20 protein-coding genes are annotated in these 20,934 nt (G+C 72.5%); 10 read left to right on the top strand and 10 right to left on the bottom strand.

The genetic code is table 11. The annotated features are described in order from the left end of the window. Positions 1-9: 9 nt before the first annotated feature. The 4 genes from AB0399_RS09770 to AB0399_RS09755 form a co-directional block, all read right to left on the bottom strand. Positions 10-1,086, bottom strand: a complete 1,077-nt coding sequence (locus AB0399_RS09770; RefSeq protein ID WP_329362956.1) for a substrate-binding domain-containing protein — start codon at positions 1,084-1,086, stop codon at positions 10-12. Between the two features lie 164 nt (positions 1,087-1,250). Next, positions 1,251-2,303 carry an ABC transporter permease gene (locus tag AB0399_RS09765; protein ID WP_329362955.1) on the bottom strand — a complete coding sequence of 351 codons (1,053 nt, stop codon included), beginning with the start codon at positions 2,301-2,303 and terminating at the stop codon, positions 1,251-1,253. Then, positions 2,293-3,336 carry an ABC transporter permease gene (locus AB0399_RS09760; protein WP_328471668.1) on the bottom strand — a complete coding sequence of 348 codons (1,044 nt, stop codon included), beginning with the start codon at positions 3,334-3,336 and terminating at the stop codon, positions 2,293-2,295. The genes AB0399_RS09765 and AB0399_RS09760 overlap by 11 nt, the downstream gene beginning before the upstream one ends. Then, positions 3,333-4,850, bottom strand: a complete 1,518-nt coding sequence (locus AB0399_RS09755; RefSeq protein ID WP_366410900.1) for a sugar ABC transporter ATP-binding protein — start codon at positions 4,848-4,850, stop codon at positions 3,333-3,335. Before AB0399_RS09755 ends, AB0399_RS09760 begins: the two co-directional genes overlap by 4 nt. 736 nt (positions 4,851-5,586) lie before the next feature. On the opposite strand from AB0399_RS09755, the gene AB0399_RS09750 reads away from it, so the two are divergent. The 6 genes from AB0399_RS09750 (at position 5,587) to AB0399_RS09725 (ending at position 10,761) form a co-directional block, all read left to right on the top strand. Further along, the gene (locus tag AB0399_RS09750; RefSeq protein ID WP_366410899.1) at positions 5,587-6,174 is read left to right on the top strand and encodes a GNAT family N-acetyltransferase; all 588 of its coding nucleotides are present in this window, start codon (positions 5,587-5,589) and stop codon (positions 6,172-6,174) included. Positions 6,175-6,312: 138 nt separating this feature from the next. Beyond that, positions 6,313-7,191, top strand: coding sequence for a patatin-like phospholipase family protein (locus AB0399_RS09745; protein ID WP_329362950.1), 879 nt, complete (start codon positions 6,313-6,315; stop codon positions 7,189-7,191). Beyond that, a complete protein-coding gene (locus tag AB0399_RS09740; RefSeq protein WP_366410898.1) occupies positions 7,188-8,513 on the top strand; it encodes a 1-acyl-sn-glycerol-3-phosphate acyltransferase in 1,326 nt (441 codons plus the stop codon). Before AB0399_RS09745 ends, AB0399_RS09740 begins: the two co-directional genes overlap by 4 nt. Positions 8,514-8,754: 241 nt before the next feature. Further along, on the top strand, positions 8,755-9,132 hold the full coding sequence (locus AB0399_RS09735) for a peptidoglycan-binding domain-containing protein (protein WP_329362947.1): 378 nt from the start codon (positions 8,755-8,757) through the stop codon (positions 9,130-9,132). A gap of 95 nt (positions 9,133-9,227) precedes the next feature. Next, on the top strand, positions 9,228-9,605 hold the full coding sequence (locus AB0399_RS09730) for a hypothetical protein (RefSeq protein ID WP_329362944.1): 378 nt from the start codon (positions 9,228-9,230) through the stop codon (positions 9,603-9,605). Positions 9,606-9,768: 163 nt separating this feature from the next. Next, positions 9,769-10,761: a CehA/McbA family metallohydrolase gene (locus AB0399_RS09725; RefSeq protein ID WP_366410897.1), complete on the top strand. Its 993-nt coding sequence runs from the start codon at positions 9,769-9,771 to the stop codon at positions 10,759-10,761. A gap of 104 nt (positions 10,762-10,865) precedes the next feature. Here AB0399_RS09725 and AB0399_RS09720 read toward each other — a convergent pair whose 3' ends face one another. Next, entirely contained in the window at positions 10,866-11,228 is a 363-nt protein-coding gene (locus AB0399_RS09720) for a helix-turn-helix transcriptional regulator (RefSeq protein ID WP_366410896.1), read from the bottom strand. Positions 11,229-11,359: 131 nt separating this feature from the next. On the opposite strand from AB0399_RS09720, the gene AB0399_RS09715 reads away from it, so the two are divergent. Continuing rightward, the gene (locus AB0399_RS09715; protein WP_366410895.1) at positions 11,360-12,421 is read left to right on the top strand and encodes an NADH:flavin oxidoreductase/NADH oxidase; all 1,062 of its coding nucleotides are present in this window, start codon (positions 11,360-11,362) and stop codon (positions 12,419-12,421) included. 79 nt (positions 12,422-12,500) lie between these two features. Further along, a complete protein-coding gene (locus tag AB0399_RS09710; RefSeq protein ID WP_366410894.1) occupies positions 12,501-13,193 on the top strand; it encodes a histidine phosphatase family protein in 693 nt (230 codons plus the stop codon). 49 nt (positions 13,194-13,242) lie between these two features. Here AB0399_RS09710 and AB0399_RS09705 read toward each other — a convergent pair whose 3' ends face one another. Beyond that, on the bottom strand, positions 13,243-13,929 hold the full coding sequence (locus tag AB0399_RS09705; RefSeq protein ID WP_366410893.1) for a cytidylate kinase family protein: 687 nt from the start codon (positions 13,927-13,929) through the stop codon (positions 13,243-13,245). A 317-nt stretch (positions 13,930-14,246) separates the two neighbouring features. Here AB0399_RS09705 and AB0399_RS09700 point away from each other — a divergent pair, with 317 nt between their 5' ends. Continuing rightward, positions 14,247-16,916 carry a polysaccharide lyase family 8 super-sandwich domain-containing protein gene (locus tag AB0399_RS09700; RefSeq protein WP_366410892.1) on the top strand — a complete coding sequence of 890 codons (2,670 nt, stop codon included), beginning with the start codon at positions 14,247-14,249 and terminating at the stop codon, positions 16,914-16,916. A gap of 153 nt (positions 16,917-17,069) precedes the next feature. Here the strand turns inward: AB0399_RS09700 and AB0399_RS09695 are convergent, their stop codons facing one another. The 3 genes from AB0399_RS09695 to AB0399_RS09685 form a co-directional block, all read right to left on the bottom strand. Then, complete coding sequence (locus AB0399_RS09695; RefSeq protein ID WP_366410891.1) at positions 17,070-17,498, bottom strand: VOC family protein; 429 nt, start codon at positions 17,496-17,498, stop codon at positions 17,070-17,072. Between the two features lie 288 nt (positions 17,499-17,786). Continuing rightward, positions 17,787-18,302, bottom strand: coding sequence for a DinB family protein (locus AB0399_RS09690; protein WP_366410890.1), 516 nt, complete (start codon positions 18,300-18,302; stop codon positions 17,787-17,789). 163 nt (positions 18,303-18,465) lie between these two features. Next, on the bottom strand, positions 18,466-19,347 hold the full coding sequence (locus AB0399_RS09685) for an SAM-dependent methyltransferase (RefSeq protein WP_366410889.1): 882 nt from the start codon (positions 19,345-19,347) through the stop codon (positions 18,466-18,468). Positions 19,348-19,630: 283 nt separating this feature from the next. Here AB0399_RS09685 and AB0399_RS09680 point away from each other — a divergent pair, with 283 nt between their 5' ends. Beyond that, on the top strand, positions 19,631-20,209 hold the full coding sequence (locus AB0399_RS09680; RefSeq protein WP_366410888.1) for a GNAT family N-acetyltransferase: 579 nt from the start codon (positions 19,631-19,633) through the stop codon (positions 20,207-20,209). Between the two features lie 75 nt (positions 20,210-20,284). Here AB0399_RS09680 and AB0399_RS09675 read toward each other — a convergent pair whose 3' ends face one another. After that, on the bottom strand, positions 20,285-20,929 hold the full coding sequence (locus AB0399_RS09675; RefSeq protein ID WP_366410887.1) for a maleylpyruvate isomerase N-terminal domain-containing protein: 645 nt from the start codon (positions 20,927-20,929) through the stop codon (positions 20,285-20,287). Positions 20,930-20,934: the final 5 nt, after the last annotated feature.

Raw genomic sequence — 20,934 nt, 5'->3', positions numbered from 1 at the left:
CCCGCGGCATCAGAAGTCGAACTTGTCGACGTTGGAGGCGTCGAAGACGGTCGGCGGGCCGAGCACCACCGACGGGCCGACCCCGCTCGTCGGGGCGAGCACCTTGTACGTGCCGAGCGTGCCCGCCTTGAAGCTGGACCCGGTCTGCAGGCTGGCGCTGCCGGACGCGAGCGACGCGGCCGCGTAACCGGCCAGGTAGCCCAGCTGGTTGGGGTCCCACAGCTCGAAGGACTTCACGGTGCCGTCCTTGACGTAGGACTTCATCTGCGAGGGCAGCCCGAGTCCGGTGAGCGTGACCTTCTTCGCCACGTCCTTGTGGTTGGACAGGTACTGCGCCGCGGTCGAGATGCCCACGGTGGTCGGCGAGATGATGCCCTTGAGGTTCGGGTAGGCCGACAGCAGGCCCTGCAGCACGGTCAGCGACGTGGCCGGGTCGTCGTTGCCGTACACCGTGCTGACCAGCTTCATCTTCGGGTACTTGGTCAGCTGCTGCTTCATGTACTTGATCCAGGCGTTCTGGTTGGTCGCGCTGGCCGCCGCGGACAGGATCGCGACCTGGCCGCTGCTGCCGATCTGCTTGGCGAGCAGGTCGACCTCGGAGGTGCCGATGGTCTCGGTGTCCGCCTGGTTGATGAACAGGTGGTTCGGGGTGGTGCCGCAGGAGATGTCCGAGTCGAACGAGACGATCTTGATCCCGGCGGCAGCGGCCTGGTTGAGCGACGGGCACAGCGCCGACGGGTCGTTGCCGGCGATCACTATGGCGTCGGCGTGCTTCTGGATCGCGGTCTGGATCGACGGGATCTGTGCGGCCGCGGTGTCGGCGGTGCCGCTGGAGACCACGACCTTGCCGCCGAGCTCCTCCAGCGCCTTCTTGCCGCCGGCGTCGGCCAGCACCTCGTACGGGTTCTGGGTGTCCTTGGGGATGAAGTAGACCGTCAGGCCCTTCTTGACGCCGGTCGCGGTCGGCTTGCCGGTCGGGTCGGCGCCGGCGTTGGAGGAGGAGCCGCAGGCCGCGAGCATGAGGCCGGCAACGGAGAGGGAGAGGAGTGCGGTCGCCCTGCGGCGCACGGTTCTGCTGATGGTCACGTGACTGTCTTTCTTCAGAGGGTCGGACGGAACGGCCGGCGCCGCCGGGTGCCGGCCGGTGAGGAAGCGGCGGGGAGCCGCGGCTCCGGACGAGGTGGCGGGGGTGGAGCCGCGGCTCCGGACGGGGTGGCCGGGTGGAGCCGCGGGCTCCGGGTGGCGGCGGGTCAGGCGGCGGGCAGCGGGCCCCGCTTGGCGCGGGCTCTGATCCGGCGCACCAGCTCGCCGCCGTTGGGCACGACGACGCTCACCAGCAGCAGCGCGCCGGTGACGATGTTCTGCACCTCCGGCTGGACGCCCATCTGGGTCAGCGCCTGCTGGAGGCAGCCGACGATGACCACCGCGAGCACCACGCCGATCACGGTGCCCCGGCCGCCGAAGATCGACACCCCGCCGAGCAGCACGATCGCCACCACGTTGAGTTCGAGCCCGGTGCCGGCGTCGTAGCTGACCGAGGAGTTCTTCAGGGTGAACAGGATGCCGGCGAGCGCGCAGAAGAGGCCGGAGGCCACGTAGAGCCCGAACTTGACCCGGTCGACCCGCACCCCGGAGAAGCGGGCGGCCTCCGGTTGCAGGCCGATCGCCACGATGGAGCGGCCCAGCGAGGTCGCGTGCAGGATCACCCCGAAGATCACCGCCAGCACCAGGAAGATCAGCGCGGACCAGGCGATCTTCGTGCCCTGCACCGGCATCACGCCGATCTTGGTGAGCGACATCGGGAACCCGGTGATGGTGCGCGGCGCCAGCACGATCTCGGAGAGGCCGCGGAAGAGGGTCAGCGTGCCGATCGTCACCGCGATCGACGGCAGCCCCATCTTCGACACCAGCAGGCCGTTGAGCGCGCCGCCGGCCGCGCCGACCGCCAGCGCCGCCGCCATCGCGGCCCACACCGACCAGCCGTCGTGGAAGAGCGAGCCCATCACGGTGCCGGACAGCCCCAGCATCGAGGCCACCGACAGGTCCATCTCGCCGGTCATCACGATCAGCGTCAACGGCAGCGCCATGATGGCGATCTCGCCCATGTTCAGGCTGATGTAGAAGAAGTTGGTGCCGTCCAGGAAGTCCGACGACTGCGCCGACCCGAAGATCAGCACCGCGATCAGGACGAACACCAGCGCGGTCTCCCAGCGCACCAGCCCGCGCCAGAACGGCTGCCCGGCGTCGTCGGCACCCTGGTAGGAGGGGGTGGCCGGTTTCGTGGTGGTGATGTCAGGCGTCACGGTGGGCTCCCTGTGCGGACTGGAGGCTGCGGGCCACCCGCAGGCCCAGCCAGCGGTCGAAGGCGATGGCCGCCAGCAGCAGCCCGCCGGCGATCGCCTCGTTCCAGAAGGACGAGATCTTCGCGGCGACCAGCGCCTGGTTGATCGTGTTGAGCAGCAGAGCGCCGAGGGCGGCGCCCAGCACGGTGCCGCTGCCGCCGAAGATGGCCACCCCGCCGACGACCACCGCGGCGACGACCGTCAGCTCGTAGCCGTTGCCGCCGGTGACGTCGATCTGGGCGTGCAGCGCGAGGAACAGCGACCCGGCCAGGCCGGCGAGCGCGCCGCTGATCAGGAAGGCGGTGAACACCCGTCGCCCGGCGGGGATGCCGGCCAGTGCGGCGGCCTCCGGGTTGGAGCCGATCGCGTACAGGTCGCGGCTGGCCCGGAAGGAGCGCATCGCGTACCCCACGACCGCGACCACGACCGCCACGATGATGGCCAGCCACGGCACGCCGAGGAAGGTCCGGTACCCCACCTCGGTGAAGGACTTGGGGATCGCCCCCGGGTCGATGGTCTTGCCGTCGACGATCACCCCGTCCACCCCGCGGACGATGTAGAGCATCGCGAGCGTCACCACCAGGCTCGGCACCCGGGTCACGACCGTGATCAGGCCGTTGATCGAGCCGACCAGGGCGCCGACCAGGATGCCGAGCACGTAGCCCAGCAGCACCGGGAAGCCGGAGTGGTGCTTGAAGACGTCGCCGACGACGTACGCGGACAGGCCGACCACCGAGCCGACCGACAGGTCCACGTTGCGGGTGACGATGACCATCGTCTCGCCGACGCCGAGCAGCGCGATCAGCGAGGCGCCGGTGAGCAGTTGCTGGATGCTGTGCGGGTTGGCGAAGGCGTGGTTGCTGATCGTGGTGGCGACGAAGACCAGCACGATGACGACGCCGATGCCCAGTTCCCGGGCCCGCAGCAGGGCGGCGCCGCGGGCGAAGCGCTGGGTGTCGGGCGCCGGGGCCGGCGCGGTGAGCTGTGCGGTCATGACGCCACCGCCGCGTATCCGGTGGCGGCGCGCATGATCGAGTCCTCGTCGGCCTCGGCGCGGCTGAGTTCGGCGGTGATCCGGCCCTCGTGCAGGACCAGCACCCGGTCGGCCATGCCCAGCACTTCGGGCAGTTCGGAGGAGATCATCAGCACCGCCATCCCGTCGGCCACCAGTCCGTCGAGGATGCGGTGCACCTCGGCCTTGGTCCCGACGTCGATACCTCGGGTCGGTTCGTCGATGATCAGCAGGGAGGGGCCGCGGGCCAGCCACTTGCCGAGCACGACCTTCTGCTGGTTGCCGCCCGACAGGGTGGCGACCGGGTTCCTCATCCGGCCGAACTTCAACTGCAGGCGCTCCGCCCAGGTCAGTGCCAGCTCGCGCTCCGAGCCGCGCTGGATCAGCCCGAACCGGCCCAGCCGCTCCAGCGAGGCGAGCGCGACGTTGCGGTCGATGCCCATGTCCATCACCAGGCCCTGCTGGCGGCGGTCCTCGGGGACCAGCGCCACGCCGGCGGCCATCGCGTCGGCCGGGTTGCCGTTGCGCAGCTTCCTGCCGCCCACCTTGACCGTGCCCGACGTCCACCGGTCGATGCCGAAGACGGCGCGGGCGACCTCGCTGCGGCCGGCCCCGACCAGCCCGGCCAGGCCGACGATCTCGCCCCTGCGCACGGTGAAGCTGATGTCGTGGAAGACGCCCTCCCGGGTGAGGTGTTCGACCTCCAGCACGGTCGCGCCCGGGTCGGTCTGCGTCTTCGGGAAGAGCGTGCCCAGCTCGCGGCCGACCATCGAGCGGATGATCGAGTCGGCGGTCACGTCCTCGATCGGCGCGGTGCTCACGAAGCGCCCGTCGCGCATGATGGTGACGCGCTGGCAGCTCGCCAGCACCTCCTCGATCCGGTGCGAGATGAACAGCACCGCCGCGCCCTGCTCGCGCAGCGTGCGCATCACGTCGAAGAGGCGTTCCACCTCCACCGAGGTCAGCGCGGCGGTCGGCTCGTCCATCACCAGCACCTTGGCGTCCAGGGACAGCGCCTTGGCGATCTCGACGATCTGCTGGTCGGCGACGGACAGGCCGCGGGCCTGGCGCTGCGGGTCCAACTGGACGCCCAGCCGCTCGAAGACCGCGACGGCCGCCTTGTTCATCGCGGTCCGGTCGATCCGGCGGCCGGCGCGGCGCGGCTGGCGGCCCATGAAGATGTTCTCCGCGACGGTGAGGTCGGGGAAGAGGGTGGGCTCCTGGTAGATGATCGACACCCCGGCGGCGCGGGAGGCCGCGGGCCCGGACAGGACGACCGGGGTGCCGCCGATCAGCAGCCGGCCGCTGTCGGGCTGGTGCACGCCGGCGAGGATCTTCACCAGCGTGGACTTGCCCGCGCCGTTCTCGCCCAACAGGGCGTGTGCCTCGCCTGGGTACAGGGTGACCGACCCGTCCTCGAGCGCGCGCACCGCGCCGAAGCGCTTTGCCGCCTGCTCCAGGACGAGGAGCGGGTCCTTGCCTACGGGATCTTTCATCGTGCCAGGTCCTCGTCTTGGTGTGGTGCGCTTGCGCGGCGGGCTCGCCACATGTGTGCCCACCCCCTCCCCGGAACGTCGTCCGGGACTCGTCGTGCCCTCCGTCCGAACGTCGGGCCACCGGTAAATTGGAACGTTTCACAAAAGTTGACGGACGCGAGACTATGTCCTGCGTCACGTGACGTCTAGGGTCCCGCACGTAATATCCGTTGGCGGGGAAGAGCGCTGGTGGGCGCGTCGGCCCGCGGGGGCCGCCGTACGGGCCGGCGGCGCGGGCTCCCGGGGCGCTCGCCGGCGGGCGCGGCGGGGGTGCCCGGCCGGGGTGCCCGCGCGTGCGTCCGGACCTGACGGGTTCCCTCCGGACGGCCAACCGCCCTGGTCGCGGCGGTCGTCGGAGGCGGGACCCGGGTCTTGTGTACGGTCGCGGATACGATCATGGTCCGCGGGGGTTCGGTGGCGGGCGGAGCCGAGCGGTGGGCATCGTCTCCGAATCGTGCCGGTACGCCCCATTGCGGAGCCTGCTCGGCGCGGTTATTCTATGCACTTTTGAAACGTCTCAGGTCCTCAAGGGGGATCTGGGGAACCGGAGTTGCCGGTGCGCGGCGCCCGGGTGGCCCGGGGGAGCGGTCCGGCCCGCGGCTCGCCCGGGAGGGAGCACGGGAGGAGCACGGGAGGAGCACGGGGAGCCCGTCCGGGAGGGCCCGCGGCGGCCCGGCCGGGTGGAGACAATACGAGCATGCCCTCTCTGGCCACCCCCGCGATACCCGCCGGCGCACTTCGTTCGACCGGGCAGCCGTTCCTCCCGGTCGAGGGCGGGCGGCAGTTGCGGCCCTGGCGGCCGGACGACGCCGGCGCCGTCCACGCCGCCTACCAGGACCCGCAGATCCAGCGCTGGCACGTGCGCCGCGCCGACTCCGTCGCCGAGGCGGGGGAGTGGATCGAGCAGTGGCGCGGCGCCTGGCCCGCCGAGACCGGCGGGCACTGGGCGGTGGCGGACGCGGCGACCGACGCGCTGCTGGGCCGGGTGGCGCTGAAGGCGTTCGACCTCGCCGACGGGCAGGCGGAGATGGCCTACTGGACGGTTCCGGCGGCGCGCGGCACCGGGGTCTGCTCCGGCGCGGTCCGCGCGCTCGCGGCCTGGGCGCTGGGCGACGGCGGCTTCCACCGGCTCGAACTGGCGCACTCCGCCGCCAATCCGGCGTCCTGCCGGGTGGCGGTCGCGACCGGCTTCGCGCAGGAGGGCGTACGCCGCGGGGCGGCGCGGCACGCGGACGGCTGGCACGACATGCACCTGCACGGGCGGGTGCGCGGCGGCCGGGGCTGACATCGCGTCAGGGGGGGGCGAACCCGGTGGCCGGGTGTCCGGGGGAGCCCGGGTGCGCGGGTGGCTCGGTGCCCGGCTGCCGGTAGGGCCGGGCGCCCGGCGGGATTGCGGCCGGTGGGGCGGGGCACGCGGGGTGGCATGGACAGCGGCGCGGGAGACGAGGGCGGGCGGGCGTTCGTACTCGGCGGCGGCGGGGCGCTGGGAGCGCACGAAGTGGGGATGCTGAAGGCGCTGTTCGCCGCGGGGGTGCGGCCCGGCCTGGTGCTGGGCACGTCGGTGGGGGCGATCAACGGCGCGGCGGTCGCGGCGGACCCGTCGCAGTCCGCGGTGGCCCGACTGGAGGAACTGTGGACGGGGCTGGGCCGGGCCGGGGTCTTCACCGGCTCGCTGGCGGCGCGGTTGTCCACGGCGCTGCGCAGCGGTACCCACCTCTACGCGGCGGCGCCCCTGCGTACGTTGCTGCGCACCCATCTGCCGGTCACCCGGATCGAGGACCTGGCCGTACCGTTCCAGTGCGTCGCGGCGCGGATCGAGGACGCGGCCGAGCACTGGTTCGACGGCGGACCGCTGGCCGACGCGGTGCTCGCGTCCTGCTCGGTGCCGGGGCTGCTGCCGCCGGTCCGGCTGGGCGACGCGCACTTCGTGGACGGCGGGCTGGTCAACAGCATCCCGGTCGGCCGGGCGGTGGCGCTCGGCGCCCGCGAGATCTACGTGCTCCAGGTCGGCCGGGTCGAGCACGCGCTCACCCCGCCCCGGCTGCCGTGGGAAGTCGCCACCGTCGCCTTCGAGATCGCCCGCAGGCACCGTTTCGCCCGGGACATGGCCGACCTGCCGCCGGACGTCACCGTGCACGTGCTGCCCAGCGCCTCCACCCGTGACGAGACCGGCGGGACGCTGCGCCAACTCCGCAGGCGCGCCGCGTTCGGGGCGACCGCGGAACGCATCGAGCGCGCCTACGCGGCGTCCTCGCGCTACCTCGACACCGCCCTCGCCCCGAAAGGCGGCGCCCCCGCATGACGACACCCCCGCCCCACCCGTCCGCGGCCGCGTCCGCGGCTGCGTCCGTGCCGTCGGACGCACCCGCCTCCGTGTCCGCCTCCGTCTCCGCTTCCGCATCCTCGGCCGTGTCCCTCGCGGTGACCCTCGGGCGGCGGGCGGCCACCACCGCGCTGCTCCTGGCCCTGATCCCGTTGACGGCGGCCCTGTTGGTGGCCGTGACCGTGCTCGGCGCGCCGGTCTCCCTCGCCACCCGGGGGCCGTGGCGGCAGACCCGGGTGGCCGGGTTCGCGCTGCTCTACCTGCTGGCGGACCTGGCCGGGCTGGTGACGGCGACCGTGGTGTTCCTGCGCGACCCGTCCCCGCGCCCGGCCGCCCGACGCCGGCGGGAGGACACCGCGTTCCGTACGCTCGCCCGGCTGCTGGCTGTCCTGCGCCGGGCCGCGGAACACGTCTTCCGGCTCAGGGTCGAGGTCACTCCGGCCGTCCCGCGCGGAAGCGGCCCGGGTGGCGACGGCTCGCACGGTGACGCCTCGGATGGCGACGTCTCGCACGGTGACGTCTCGCACGGTGACGTCTCGCACGGTGACGCCTCGCATGGCGACGGCTCGGGTGGCGACGTCTCCGGTGGAAGCGCCCCGCGGGCAAGCGCCCTGATGGGTGGCCGACCGTACGAACGCGTCGCGCCCGGGAGCGACCCGCGTCGCGCGCCCCTGCTCGTACTCGTCCGGCACGCCGGTCTCGGCGACTCCTTCCTGCTGCTCCAGATCCTGCTCACCGAGGCCGGGTTGCGCCCGCACACCGTGCTCAAGGGCGCGCTGCGCGCCGACCCCTGCCTGGACGTGCTCCTCGGCCGGGTGCCGCACTGCTTCGTGCCGCCCGCCTCGGGCACCGCCGTCGACGGCATCGCCGATCTCGCGGCAGGACTGCGCCCCGGCGACGCGCTCGTGCTCTTCCCCGAGGGCGGCAACTTCACCCCGCGCCGCCACCGCCGCGTGATCGCCATGCTGCGCCGCCGCGGCCTCTACCGCCGCGCCGCCCGCGCGTCCCGGCTGCATTACGTGCTGCCGCCGCGCGACGGCGGGGCGTTGGCCGCGCTGGCCGCCGCGCCCACCGCGGACGTCGTCTTCGTGACCCATGCCGGGCTCGACGTCATCGACTCGGTCCGGACCGCCTGGTCCGTCCTTCCGTTCACGCGCGGGGTGCGGGCCCACTGGTGGCGGATACCGGCCGCCGCGATTCCGCCGGGCGAGGAGGCCCGCAGCGACTGGCTGCTCACCCAGTGGGAACGTGTCGACCGGTGGACGGCCGCGCACGCCGTCGCCCGGACCCCGCACGTCTGACCTCGTGCTTCCGCGTGCCGGCCGGCCCGAGCGGGGGTGCGGAGGCAAGGAGCGCCGTCGGTCCGGGGGATGAACGTGTCCGGGTCCTGGTCGTCGTTCCTGCGCGGAGTGCCAAGGGCGGTGCGCGCACCGTCAATGACCCGGCGCGGCTTCTGCCGCACCGTGGGACCCGAACATCGGATCACGGAGTGCGCGGTCCCACGGTGTGGCCGCGCGCCGCGGAGGACGGGGAGGACGGGGAATGAAGCGGATGAGAGCGGGTGCCCGCGGAGCGGCGATCACGGCCACCGCCCTGGTGTGCGCCGTGGGCGGGTTCGTCGGCACCGCCGGCGCGACGACCGGTGCCGGCTGGATCGGATACGGCTACGCGAACACGCACAACGGGGTGGAGTGCGTCCAGGAGGCCATCGACAACTCGCCGGCCCCCGCCCACGTCACGGTCGACGGCGTGTTCGGCCCCCGGACCTACTCGGGTGTCAAGTCCTTCCAGCAGTGGTGGAACCAGACGGGCATGAACCCGCACCTGAGCGTGGACGGCGTCGTCGGACCGGCGACCGGGGACCAGATGCTCGGCTACGTCGGTGCCGGCTGCTACCTCTACGTACCCACCACGGACTGACGACCCCGCGGCACCCCGCAAGCAACCACACGAGGGATCGGCCGGCTCGGCACCGCCCGGTGTCCTGGCCTGCCGTTCCACAGACGGGAGGGAACATGCGTATCCGTTCACGAGGCATCACCGCGCTGGCGGCCGTCGCGCTCGCAGCGAGCGGGCTGACGGTCGCGGCCGGCTCGTCGGCCAGCGCGGCGGCGCCCTTGGACTGCTACGGAAGCTCGAACATCTACTCCACCAGCGGCAACAACAGGTGGCCGTCGAGCGGCTGGGTCACCACGTCGTCGGTCTGCGCGGACATCAATGTCAGGCCCAACAACAGCCTGTGGGTCCAGACATGCTTCCAGGCGACGAACTCCTGCAACAAGGCCACCTGGATCAGTGCCGTGACCTGGGGCACGGCCGCCACCGGGGTCCTTGACGGCACGAAGTTCTACCTGCACTTCGACCGCGCCAGCGTGGGGGACGTCGCCTACTGAGCGCCGCCCGGCACCGCCGGCCCCCTGGGTGTACGCCCGGGGGGCCGTGGCGTGCCGTGCCGTGCCGTGCCGTGCCGTGCCTTGGGGTGGCGGTGGTGCCGAGGTGGCAGGAACCGGCTGCTCGGCCCGCGCGTTGGCTCGGCAGGACCTCGGAGGGAGAACCTTGTCCAGTGCGGGTTTCCCGCCGGTGCGGGCGGTCGGACGCGGGGCGGCCTGGTACCGCGGGGACTGCCATGTCCACTCCGTCCGGTCGGGCGGCGGGGAACTCACGCCCGGGGAGCTGGCCGTCCGGGCACGCGCCGCCGGGCTCGACTTCATCGCGACGACGGAGCACAACTCGGCTGCCGCGCCCGGGGCGTGGGGGCATCTGGCCGCCGACGACTTCCTGATCGTCCTCGGTGAGGAAGTGGTCACGAAGACCGGGCACTGGCTCGCGCTCGGCATCGACCCCGGCCAGGTCGTCGACTGGAACCACCAGGTCAGGGACGGACTGGTCGACCGGTGCCTGGGCCAGGTCCATCGCGTCGGGGGCCTGTGCGTGGCCGCGCACCCGCACGCGCCCTACCCGTCGGGCGACTTCATGTTCCCCTTCCGGGGCTTCGACGTCGTGGAGGTGTGGAACGGGCTGTGGACGTCGGACCAGCCCTGGAACGCCGACAACGAGGCCGCCCTGGCGGAGTGGGGACGCGGCCTGGCGGCGGACCTCCGGACGGGCGCGTGGCGGCCGGCGATGGGCAACAGCGACACGCACCTGGAGGGGCAGATCGGCATCCCCCACACCGTGGTCTTCGCCGAGGAGCTGAGTACGCAGGCGGTCCTGGCCGCGATCCGCGCGGGCCGCAGCTGGATCGCCGGGTCGGCGGACGTGGACGTGTCCTTCACCGCCGGCGCCGATGGTCGCGTCGCCGGGGTGGGAGAACGACTCGCCACCCGGGGCCGGCCGGTCGAAGTGCGGGCAGCCGTACGCGGTGTGCCGACGGCGACCGTCAGCTTCCACACCGACCGGGGAAAGGCGCACCGCGCGTCGCTCCCCGGTGACGGGCCAGGCGTGGTGCGGTGGGACACGACGGCGGAGGACTCGGCGTTCGTCCGCGTCGAGGTCCGCCACCCCGACGGAGCCGCCGCCGCACTCACCAACCCGATCATCCTGACCTGACCCCGCGCCCGCGGTCCACGGACGCGATGCCCGTGCCCGTGCTCTCCTCCCGCCGCACCCACCGGCTCACCCGGTGGCAGACCCGGTGGCGCGCGCTCCGCCCCTCAGGACTCGCTGGACCTGCCGGACTGCGCGGCCGCCGACGCGAGCAGCGTGTCCAGCAGCCCGGGGAAGACCGCGTCCAGATCGGCGCGGCGCAGTTCGTTGATCTTCGCGGTGCCCTGATAGCGCTGGGTGATCACGCCCGCTTCGCGTAGCACGCGGAAGTGGTAGGTGGCGGTGGACTTGCTGCACACGAGCCCGATCTCCCCGCAAGCCGACGCGGCGTCGGCGGCCAGCGCCTGGATGATGCGGAGCCGCATCGGGTCGGCGCAGGCGTGCAGCACCGCCTCCAGCCGGATGTCGGCGGGCTCGGGATGGTCCAGTTGCCGGCTCGGAGTTGCCGCGCCGGCGCTGTGAGGAGGCATACGGCGAGTCTACTGCGACGGATCTCGTAGTTCGACAAATCTCGAACTTTGATGTTCGATGAATCTCGTAATACGGTAATCGTCGAACTAAGGCGTGCCGCCCCGGCCGTGTGCCCTGAGGAGACATCTCCATGAGCCAGTTGTTCGAGCCCTTCCGCTTGCGAGCGTTGACCATCCCCAACCGCGTGTGGATGCCGCCGATGGGCCAGTACAGCGCGGGGTCGGAGGGGCCGGCCGTCGGCGTCCCCACCGACTGGCACCTCGCGCACCAGGGCGCCCGCGCGGCCGGTGGCGCCGGCCTGATCCTGACCGAGGGCACGGGGGTGAGCCCCACCGGCCGGACCACCCCCTACGACCTGGGCATCTGGACCGACGCGCAGCTTCCCGGGTTCCAGCGGATCACCGCTCTGGTCACCTCGCTGGGTGCCGTGCCCGGCATCCAGCTGTCGCACTCCGGCAGCAAGGGGTCGACCGACCGTCAGTGGCTGGGCGGCAAGCGGCTCGGTCCGGAGCAGGGCGGCTGGCGGCCGGCCGGCCCCGGCGAACTGACCCTCGCCGATATCGACCGGATCGTCGAGGAGTTCGCGGCGGCGGCGCGTCGGGCGGCCGCGGCCGGGTACCAGGTGGTCGAACTGCTCGCCGGACACGGGTATCTGATCCACCAGTTCCTGTCGCCGGTCACCAACCACCGCACGGATGCCTACGGCGGCTCCTTCGAGAGCCGGACCCGGTTCGCCCTCCGTGTCGTGGACGCCGTGCGTGCCGTCTGGCCCGACGACCTGCCGCTCTTCGCCCGCGTCTCCGCGACGGACTGGCTCACCGAGAACCCTTCGGACGACCGCGAGGGCTGGACCGTGGACGACACCGTCCGCCTCGCGACACTGCTGGCCGACCACGGCGTTGACCTGCTGAACGTGTCGAGCGGCGGCATCGTCCCCGACGCGAAGATCACGGTCGGGCCGGGCTACCAGGTTCCCTTCGCCGCGCGGGTGAAGGCGGAGACCGGAGTGCCGGTCGCCGCCGTCGGCATGATCACCGAGCCCGACCAGGCCGCCAAGATCCTCGCCAACTCCGAGGCCGACGCGATCCTGATCGGCCGCGAACTCCTGCGCCACCCGACCTGGCCCCTCGACGCCGCCAAGGCACTGGGAGCCGAGGTACGCATCCCGCCGCAGTATCGCCGCGCCTACTGACACCCTGAGAAGGGCCGGTCGCGCGTGCCAGGGTGGGTGCCGGTCAGCAGGACGTCATCGACCCGAAGGGCGGACTCTCGTGCGCACAGTCCACGTCGTCACGCATCCGGAGGCGACGCACCACGTCGAGGGGGTCGTCGGCGGGTGGCACGACTCGCGCCTGACGCCCGCCGGAGTCCGCGCGGCGGGCTCCATCGCCCGAACACTCCGGGCCCGGGTGCCGGACGGCGCCGAGGTGGAGCTGTTCTCCTCGGATCTGCGGCGCACCCGGCGGACCGCCGAGGAGGTGGCCGACGTGTTCGGCGTGCGGCCGGTCCTCGATCGCCGGCTGCGGGAGAAGTCCTACGGTCAGGCGGGGGGAAGGCCGCAGGAGTGGCTGGACCGGCGCTTCGTCCCGCCGCCGGCGGTCGGGGAACGGATGGACCACGACGAGGGCGTGGAAGGCGCCGAGACGAGGGCGGAGTTGGCGCGGCGCGTCTACGCGGCCATGGACGACATCCTGCGACGTCCGTGCGCACACCAGATCGTCGTGACGCACGGCGGCTCGCTGACCTTCGTCGTGGCGTCCTGGATCAGGATGCCGATCGAGTCGGCCGGTTACGTCGGCTTCCGGGCCCCCTCCGGCAGCATCACCACGCTGCGCGAGGACGACTTCTACCACAACCGCCAGGTCGTCAGCCTCGGCGAGACCCGCCATCTCGACGAGTCCCGCCCTCTCGGCGAGACCCGCCCTCTCGGAGAGTCCTCCCCTCTCGACTCCGCGCGACGCTGAATCGCCGGCGAGCCGTCGTCGTCTCCTGCCGTGTCTCCTGCCGTGCCGGTCAGCGTGGTCGGGCTTCCCAGGCCGGGCGCCGGAGTTGGGCGTTGTCCACGATGAAGTCGGCGTGGTCGGCCGGGTGGGCCGTGGCGGCGTAGAGCCGCTGGGCGGGGATGTAGCGCTCGCGCCAGGACCGTTCGACGTCGGCGGCATCGGCGGAGGGCCCGGCCTGGGCCGTGTCCCGGTCCCGGGCGCGGCCCACCGTCTGCTCGAAGGGGACGGATACGAGGATGCGCAGCTCCCACCGGTCGACGAGTTCCGGGCGCAGGAGGAAGACGCCGTCGAAGAGGAGTACGGCGTTCGCGGGGGCGGTCGTGGGCGGCAGCGACAGCGCGCGGTCGGTGTCCTTGTCGTAGACGGAGTGCTGGAACCTCCGGTGCCCGCCCGGGCCCAGCGGGTCGAGCAGGACCCGGCGCAGCGATACGTGGTCGTGGGCGTCGAAGTAGCAGGCTTCGGCCGAGTACCGGCCGCGTCGGTAGCGCTGTGCGCGGGGGAAGAGGAAGTCGTCGACGGTCGCGCGGATGACCTCGCGGCCCTGCGCCCGCAGGACGACGGCGAGTTCGTCGGCCAGCGTGGTCTTGCCGGCGGCGGGCGGCCCGTCGACGGCGACCCGCACCGGGTGCGCGGTCGTGACGGCCCCGATCGCCCCGGCCAGTTGGCCCATGAGTTCGCCGCGGGTACCTCGATCCATAGCTGCCCCTCTCACGGTGCCGGTGCGCAGGGCACGTTGGGCCGCGATCGCCGGTTCCGGACCCGCCCCGCGCCCACCCGGGTGGACGCGCGCCCCCGCACCCGCCCGGTGGACGTGGCCCCACCGTAGTCCCCGTAGTCCCCGTAACCCCCGTGGTCCGCGTAGCCCGCGTGGCCCGCATGGCCCCGCCGCAGGCGGCCCCCACCTGGCGGAAGATGCCGCGCTCCCGTGATCGTGTGAAACCTAGTGACACGCGGAAAGGGTGTTGCTTGAATGCGGCAAGCGCTTTCTGTCGTCCGCCCTTGGAGGGTCCCGCCGTGCAGATCTCCCGCCGTGCCCTGATCGCCGCGGTGCCCGCGACCGCCCTGCTGGCCGCGGCGCAGCCGTCCCGCGCGTGGGCCGACGCCACCGGCACCGGCGCCGCCCCCCGCACCGGAGCCCGCACCGCCACCGCCGCCAAGGCCGCCGCCGGCACCCCCGCCGACCGCGCGCAGATCCTGGCCAACACCGTGGACGTGTTCGCGGGCACCGCCCAGTCCAACGCCCGGCCGGACGTCGCCGCCAAGCTCGCCGCGATCGCGGCGACCGCCCGCACCCGGCTGACCGCGATGGACGCGGCGGCGGGCGGCGACCAGCTGTTCGGCGGGCTCGCCCTCGGCACCAGCGACACCAACCTCACCTCCTCCTTCCAGTACCTGTACGAGATCGCGCTGGCCACCCGCGTGCCGGGCGGCGCCGCCGACCTCGCGGGCGACGCGGCCGTACAGCAGCGCGTGGTCGACGGGTTGCAGTGGCTCTACGACCACTACTACGGCGACCAGGCGACCGGTTACTACGGCAACTGGTTCAACTGGGAGATCGGCATCTCGCAGTACGCCACCAAGACCCTGATCCTGCTCAAGGACACCGTCGCCGCCTCCCGGCCGGACCTCCCCGCGACCTACGTCGCCGCGATGGACGCCTACCTGCGCAACGGCAAGGACGGCGACGTCGACCTCGACTCCCGCTTCCACACCGGCGCCAACCTCGCCGACATCACCACCGACCGGATCATGCAGGGCGCGCTGCTCGACGACGACGCCCGGATCACCAAGGCCGTCGCGGACCAGGAGACGGTGCTCGCCACGATCGACCCGTACGCCCTCCAGCACGGCGTCACCGACGGGTTCTACGCCGACGGGTCCTACCTCCAGCACGCGTCCGTCGCCTACACCGGCTCGTACGGCACCGGGCTGCTCACCCGGATCGTGCAGACCGTCAAACTCCTCGACGGCACCGACTACCTGGCGGGCGCCGACCTGGTGGGGGCGGCGCGCGGCTGGGTCGCGAACAGCTTCGCGCCGCTGATCTTCGAGGGCTGGATGATGGAGGCGGTCAAGGGCCGCGCGGTCTCGCGCACCGGCACCGGTTACGCCGACGTCGGCACCGTCGTGGAGTCCGTGGTGGACCTGTCGGCGTACACCACCGGCGCGGACGCGACCGCGCTCGCCGGGTACGCCAAGTTCGTCCGGCAGGAGTCGCGCACACCGGTGAACCCGGCGTCGTTCGTCTCCCCGGTCAGCGTGGCCCGCTACGCCGACATCCTCGCCGACACCTCCGTACCCGCCGCCGACCTCAACGCACCCGCGCAGCACTCGGCGTTCAACGCGATGGACCGCGTCGTGCACCGCCGCCCCGGCTGGGCGTTCACCCTCGCCCGCAGCTCCACCCGGATCAGCGGCTACGAGTACATGAGCGGCGAGAACCTGATGCCCTGGTTCCAGGGCGCGGGCGCGCACTACCTCTACCTGTCCGGCCAGGACCAGACGCAGGCGTTCGGCGTCGACTACTTCACCGCCGTATCGCCCTACGCGCTCGGCGGGGTGACCGCGCCCGTCGAAACCCGCGAGACCGTACCGGAGTTGTACGGCACCGCGTGGTACGACAACCCGGCGGCCGGGTTCACCTCCTCGTCGGAGTCGCAGAACACCTACGTCTACTTCCCGCTGTCCACCAACTCCCATTCCGGGGGCGCGCGTTCGGGTACGTACGGCACCTGCGGCCTGGTGCTGTCCGATGACGCGGCGTACGCCGCCGCCCGAGCCGGCCTGCTCCCCGCCGACTTCGTCGCCTACCGCGACGCGCGGGCCACCAAGTCCTGGTACCTCTTCGACGACGAGGTGGTGGTGCTCGCGGCGGGGGTCGGCGACGGTACGGGCGCCGGCGCGGGCCGCGCGGTGACGACGACCTTCGACACCCGCATCGCCGCACCCGCGGACCCGGTGAGCGTCACCGGCCGACTGCGCGACGGCACGCCGTTCACCGGCCCCGGCACGGCCCCGCTGGCGTGGCTGCGTTACGCCGACGGCGGGCAGGGCACCGCGATCGGCTACGTCCTGCTCGACGGCCCCGGCCAGGACCCGCACGCGCGGGTGCGGGTGAGCCTGGAGACCGTGACCCGCAGCCGGCGGGCGATCCGCACGTCCAATCCCGACACCGCCGTCACCAAGCAGGTCTTCTCGGTCGGCCGCGACCAGCCGGCCGGCGCGGCGCCGACCTCGTTCGCGTACGCGCTGGTGCCGGGCGCGACGGAGAGCGCGCTGCGGGCGTACGGATCTGGCGGTGCGCACGGTGCGCACGGTGCGGATGGGCGGCCCGGTCCGCTGTCGGTGCTCGCCAACTCCACCGCCTTCCAGGCCGTACGCCACGCGGGCCTGGGCATCACCGCCGCCAACGCCTTCGCCGCCGGGCCGCACCGCGCGGGGGAGTTGGAGGTCGACGGCCCCGCCTCCGTACTCGTCCGCGAGCGGCACGACGGCACCACCACGGTCTCCGTCGCCGACCCCACGACCACGCGCGACACCGTCACGGTGCTGCTGCGCGGGCGCCGGCTGCGGGCGCTCTCCGCCGCCGACGGCATCCGCGTCACCCGCTCCCGCGGCGCGACCCGCGTCGAGGCCACCACCCGCCACACCTACGGCGCCACCCTGGAGGTCACCCTCCGCTGACCCGCCCCACCCGCGCCCCACCGGCGCCCCGCGCCGGACCGTTCGCTGCCCCCGCACCCGGCCGGACGCGGTCGCCGGGGGACAAGGCCTACTCGTCCCCCGGCAACCGAGCCTACCTGCGCAAACGCCGCATCATGGCGGTCCTGTCGCGCCCTAAGGGCGGATGTAAGGCCGAGTCATGACCTCCATGTTGTGACCGTCCGGGTCGTCGAAGTAGGCGCCGCGACCACCGAATAGACGGTTGATCTGGCCGGGTTCGGTGTGGCTGGGGTCGGCGTAGTAGGTGACCCCGACCGCCGTCAGACGGGTGATCACGGCGTCGAACTGTTCGTCAGGGACAAGGAAGGCGTAGTGCTGCGACTGGATCGGCTCGTCCCTCTTCTCGTAGTAGTCGAGCGTCACGCCGTTGCCGAGGTCGACGGGGAGGAACGGTCCAAACGGGGCGCCGACCTTCAGGCCCAGGACCGCGGCGAGGAACTCGGCAGACAGGTGCCGGTCGCTTGCGTAGATGGCAGTGTGGTTCAGCTGGACGCCGGCCGTCGGCGGCGCGGATTCATGCGGGTCATGCTGGTCATAGGACATCAGTGGTGTGTCTCCGCTTTGGGATCTTCCGCTGGAATGCGGCGCCGTATGCGGGCGCCGGGAGCCAAGACGCGGAGAAGTGGGCGGGCCTCTTGCCCGCCTCGGGCTCACGCCGAGGCCGGGAACCTCACTCGTGCGTGGCCCATGGCCGACCCGGCAGTCACCCGATGGACCTTAGTGACCATCACAGGCGGGGGCAACATCGCTTCTTGGCCGTGCCCGGCCGCGAGCCGCCGTTGCGTCGTAGCGGTTCGTCACGGCTCCGCTGATGACAACCCGATACGCGACCTAGTAGTAACCCTTCGTGCCGTCGAGCAGCTCTCGGACGATGTCCGCGTGGCCCGCGTGCCGTCCCGTCTCCTCGACGAGGTGGATCAGTATCCAGCGGAGGTTGGCGCCGGCGTCGCGGAAGTCGGGGTGGCGGCCGACGTCGTCCAGGGAGGCCGCGGCGACGATCTCGTTGCCGCGGGCGCACTGCGCCTCGTATTCCGCGAGGAGTTCGGTGAGGGGGCGGCCGCCGGTGTGCCAGTCGGCGTCCTGGCTCGACTCGTCGAACGCCGGGTTCAGCTGCTTGTCGCCGCCGAGGAACACCACCTCCAGCCACATGTGCTCGGTCCAGCGCATATGGGAGACGAGGCCGGCCATGGTCATGGCCGGCGAGGTCGGGACGACCGAGCGGTGCGCGTCCTCGTCGCTCAGCCCCTCACACTTCCAGCGCAGGATCTGCCGTTGCAGGTCCAGCCAGCCGATGAGCGCGGTGCGTTCGTCCGCTTGGAGTGGGGGGCGTTTCAGTTCCGATGCCATGCCGGCGCACGCTACCGGGATCACCTGGCGAGGGACACCTGGATATGCCCGCGGGTTCGCGGTGCCGCAGCGCGCCGGGGTGCGGCTGCGCACAGGGGAGGACGTGCTCGCCTCACCGGCCCCGCCGACGTGTGTTCGCGGGGTCGCGGGTTCGTCGGGGGCGCTAGCCCACCACGCCCACGGCCGCCCACGTGCACACCTGTTGCGGCGGGGGAATGACGTCGCCCGGGTCGCTGTGCCACTGCGGTGGCGTCACGACGCCCGGCTCCTCCAACGTCAGCCCGTCGAAGAACCGCTCGATCTCGGTGCGGCTTCGCGCGAAGCTCGTGGTCACGCGCCCGCTGTAGTGAGCCATGGCCTCTTCCATCAGGGCCGGCCGAAGGTCGGAGGCGATACTGGCGATCACCAGGCGGCTCCCCGGCGCCAGGGGCCGGACCAGGTCGGCCACCACCGTGTAGGCGATCTCACCGGGCACGAAGTGCAGCAGGTCCCCCAGCAGGAGGGTCACGGGCTCCGCGAGGTCGAGGTGATCGCGGACCCTCGGCTGTTCGTACAGCGACGCGCCGTCGAGGAAGTCGTGGTGAACGTAGGTGCAGCCGTCGACGCCGGCGAGATCGCGGGCGCAGTGGCGGCGGACGAGCGGGTTCTTGTCCGCGTACACCACCCGGGCGGCAGGGAGGACGCGTTGGGCGACCTCGTGCACGTTGTCGGAGAGTTTCGTGGGGATGCCGCAGCCCATGTCGATGATCTGGCGGACGCCCTTGCTCGTCGCGTACTCGGTGGCGCGCAGCACGAAGGCGCGGCTGGCCCGGCACGACATCCCGACGTCCGACCAGACCCGGGAGAGCTGGTCGGCGGCGGCGCGGTCCGCGGGATGGTTCTCCTTCTCGCCGAGGAAGTAGCCGTAGACGCGGCTGACGTCCGGCGTCGTCGTGTCGACAGCGTCGGGTTCCCGTTTCTCGCCTGCCTGGTTCACCATGTGTCCCGCCCGCCGTCCGGCCGCGGCTCCATCGAGTACGCGGCTGCCGATGTCGCTCGGCCCCATCGTGACATCGTCCGTGGCGGCCTCGGCCGTCCCCGGTGGAACTCGCGTGACGGGGACTCGGCCCCTCACCACGACCTGCTCCCCGTGCCCCGGTGGCGCTGACGGCACGACGGCTCTCCCGGATCACCCGCATCCGCCTCGGTAAACTCGCAGCGGACCAGCCGCGGCATCCCGGCCGGTCGACGGGCCAACTCACGTCGTTGTGGGGGCCCGCCGGGAAAACCCCTTGCGGGTGCCCGGCAGCGGAGGTCTGATTGATCGGCCGCCGACCACGGGATGGAACATGAGCACGTCGCTGCCGGCCCCCTCCTTGCCCACCGCTCGCCTCCGCCTGCGTGCCTTCGAGGACGCGGACGCGAACGACCTCTTCGCCCTGCACAGCAGCGCCTACGTGCTGCGCTACTGGGACTCGCCACCGTGGACCGAGCGCGCCCGCGCCGAGCGGTTCATCGCGGCTTGCGGGCAGATGGCTCGGGAGGGCACCGGGGCGAGGCTGGCCGTCGATCGGGTCTCCGACGGGGCGTTCATCGGATGGTGCGGCCTGACCAGGTGGAATCCGGACTACCGCAGCGCGTCGCTGGGCTACTGCTTCATCGATACGGCGTGGGGCCACGGCTACGCGACCGAGGCCGCGCGCGCTCTGCTGCGGTGGGCCTTCGACACCCTGGACCTCAATCGCGTGCAAGCCGAGGCCGACACGCGCAACGTGGCCTGTGCCCGCGTGCTGGAGAAGCTCGGGTTCGTGCGCGAAGGGACGTTGCGGGAGGACTGCGTCGTCAACGGCGAGGTCTCCGACTCGTGGGTCTACGGGCTGATCAGGCGGGAGTGGCGGCCGTCGTCCGAACCGGCTCCCGCCCGTTGAGCCGTTGAGCCGCTGAGCCCGTTGAGCCCGTTGAGTCCCCACGCCCCAGCCCGTGCCCGGCCGGACGAGGACCGACTACAGCACGCGCAAGGCGTCATGGGTGTCGCGTTCGCGTCGGGTCAGGGCGTGCAACACGGCCTGGTCGCCGTGGCGTTCGCGGGCGGCGGCGGTGAGTACGTCGATCGCGAGGGCGAGCGCGGCCTCGGGAGCGGGGTTGGGGGCGCCCACGCTCAGCGCCAAGTCCTCAAGATGGACGGTGAGTTCGACGCATCGGGTCTGGAGGTACCCGTCGAGGAGCATTTCCTCCCCGGGCCGGTGGAGGACGGACACCCGCCGGTCGGCCGGCTCCCCTGGCAGCCGCTCGGCCAGCCGCTGCCACGCGGCCCGCGCCTGCTCGGCCACGGCGGCGGGACCGGCCGCGGCGGTCTCCTCGCTCCGCGTACGCACGCCGACGTTGAGCGCGGAGCCGGGAGTCGAGGTGCCCTCCAGCCTGGCGTAGTAGTGCACAGGCGTCACCGGTTCCGCGCCGAACACCGGACCGTCGAGGAACCACTCGACTTGGAGGACGCTGCGGGCAAGGTGGCCGGCCAGTCCGCCCACGGACATCCCCGGCAGCACGGACTCCTGCTGCCAGCGGAGCGCCACCTCCCGTTCCGCCAGGAGGCGCGTGGCCCGCTCGGCGGCCAGCAGGTACGCGGTGCGGATCTCGGTGGTCGTCATGCCAG

It is taken from the genome of Streptomyces sp. NPDC088194, assembly GCF_040702025.1.
Classification (GTDB): Bacteria; Actinomycetota; Actinomycetes; order Streptomycetales; family Streptomycetaceae; genus Actinacidiphila.
This window is presented reverse-complemented; position numbering and strand designations above follow the sequence as displayed.

Bases quoted from the DNA above. Each gene is read 5' to 3' on its own strand.
- AB0399_RS09695 (WP_366410891.1), bottom strand. From the start codon at position 17,498: ATGTCCTATGACCAGCATGACCCGCATGAATCCGCGCCGCCGACGGCC.
- AB0399_RS09705 (WP_366410893.1), bottom strand. From the start codon at position 13,929: ATGGATCGAGGTACCCGCGGCGAACTCATGGGCCAACTGGCCGGGGCG.
- AB0399_RS09740 (WP_366410898.1), top strand. From the start codon at position 7,188: ATGACGACACCCCCGCCCCACCCGTCCGCGGCCGCGTCCGCGGCTGCG.
- AB0399_RS09685 (WP_366410889.1), bottom strand. From the start codon at position 19,347: ATGGGGCCGAGCGACATCGGCAGCCGCGTACTCGATGGAGCCGCGGCC.
- AB0399_RS09690 (WP_366410890.1), bottom strand. From the start codon at position 18,302: ATGGCATCGGAACTGAAACGCCCCCCACTCCAAGCGGACGAACGCACC.
- AB0399_RS09720 (WP_366410896.1), bottom strand. From the start codon at position 11,228: ATGCCTCCTCACAGCGCCGGCGCGGCAACTCCGAGCCGGCAACTGGAC.
- AB0399_RS09750 (WP_366410899.1), top strand. From the start codon at position 5,587: ATGCCCTCTCTGGCCACCCCCGCGATACCCGCCGGCGCACTTCGTTCG.
- AB0399_RS09715 (WP_366410895.1), top strand. From the start codon at position 11,360: ATGAGCCAGTTGTTCGAGCCCTTCCGCTTGCGAGCGTTGACCATCCCC.
- AB0399_RS09730 (WP_329362944.1), top strand. From the start codon at position 9,228: ATGCGTATCCGTTCACGAGGCATCACCGCGCTGGCGGCCGTCGCGCTC.
- AB0399_RS09755 (WP_366410900.1), bottom strand. From the start codon at position 4,850: ATGAAAGATCCCGTAGGCAAGGACCCGCTCCTCGTCCTGGAGCAGGCG.
- AB0399_RS09760 (WP_328471668.1), bottom strand. From the start codon at position 3,336: ATGACCGCACAGCTCACCGCGCCGGCCCCGGCGCCCGACACCCAGCGC.
- AB0399_RS09745 (WP_329362950.1), top strand. From the start codon at position 6,313: ATGGACAGCGGCGCGGGAGACGAGGGCGGGCGGGCGTTCGTACTCGGC.
- AB0399_RS09680 (WP_366410888.1), top strand. From the start codon at position 19,631: ATGAGCACGTCGCTGCCGGCCCCCTCCTTGCCCACCGCTCGCCTCCGC.
- AB0399_RS09735 (WP_329362947.1), top strand. From the start codon at position 8,755: ATGAAGCGGATGAGAGCGGGTGCCCGCGGAGCGGCGATCACGGCCACC.
- AB0399_RS09675 (WP_366410887.1), bottom strand. From the start codon at position 20,929: ATGACGACCACCGAGATCCGCACCGCGTACCTGCTGGCCGCCGAGCGG.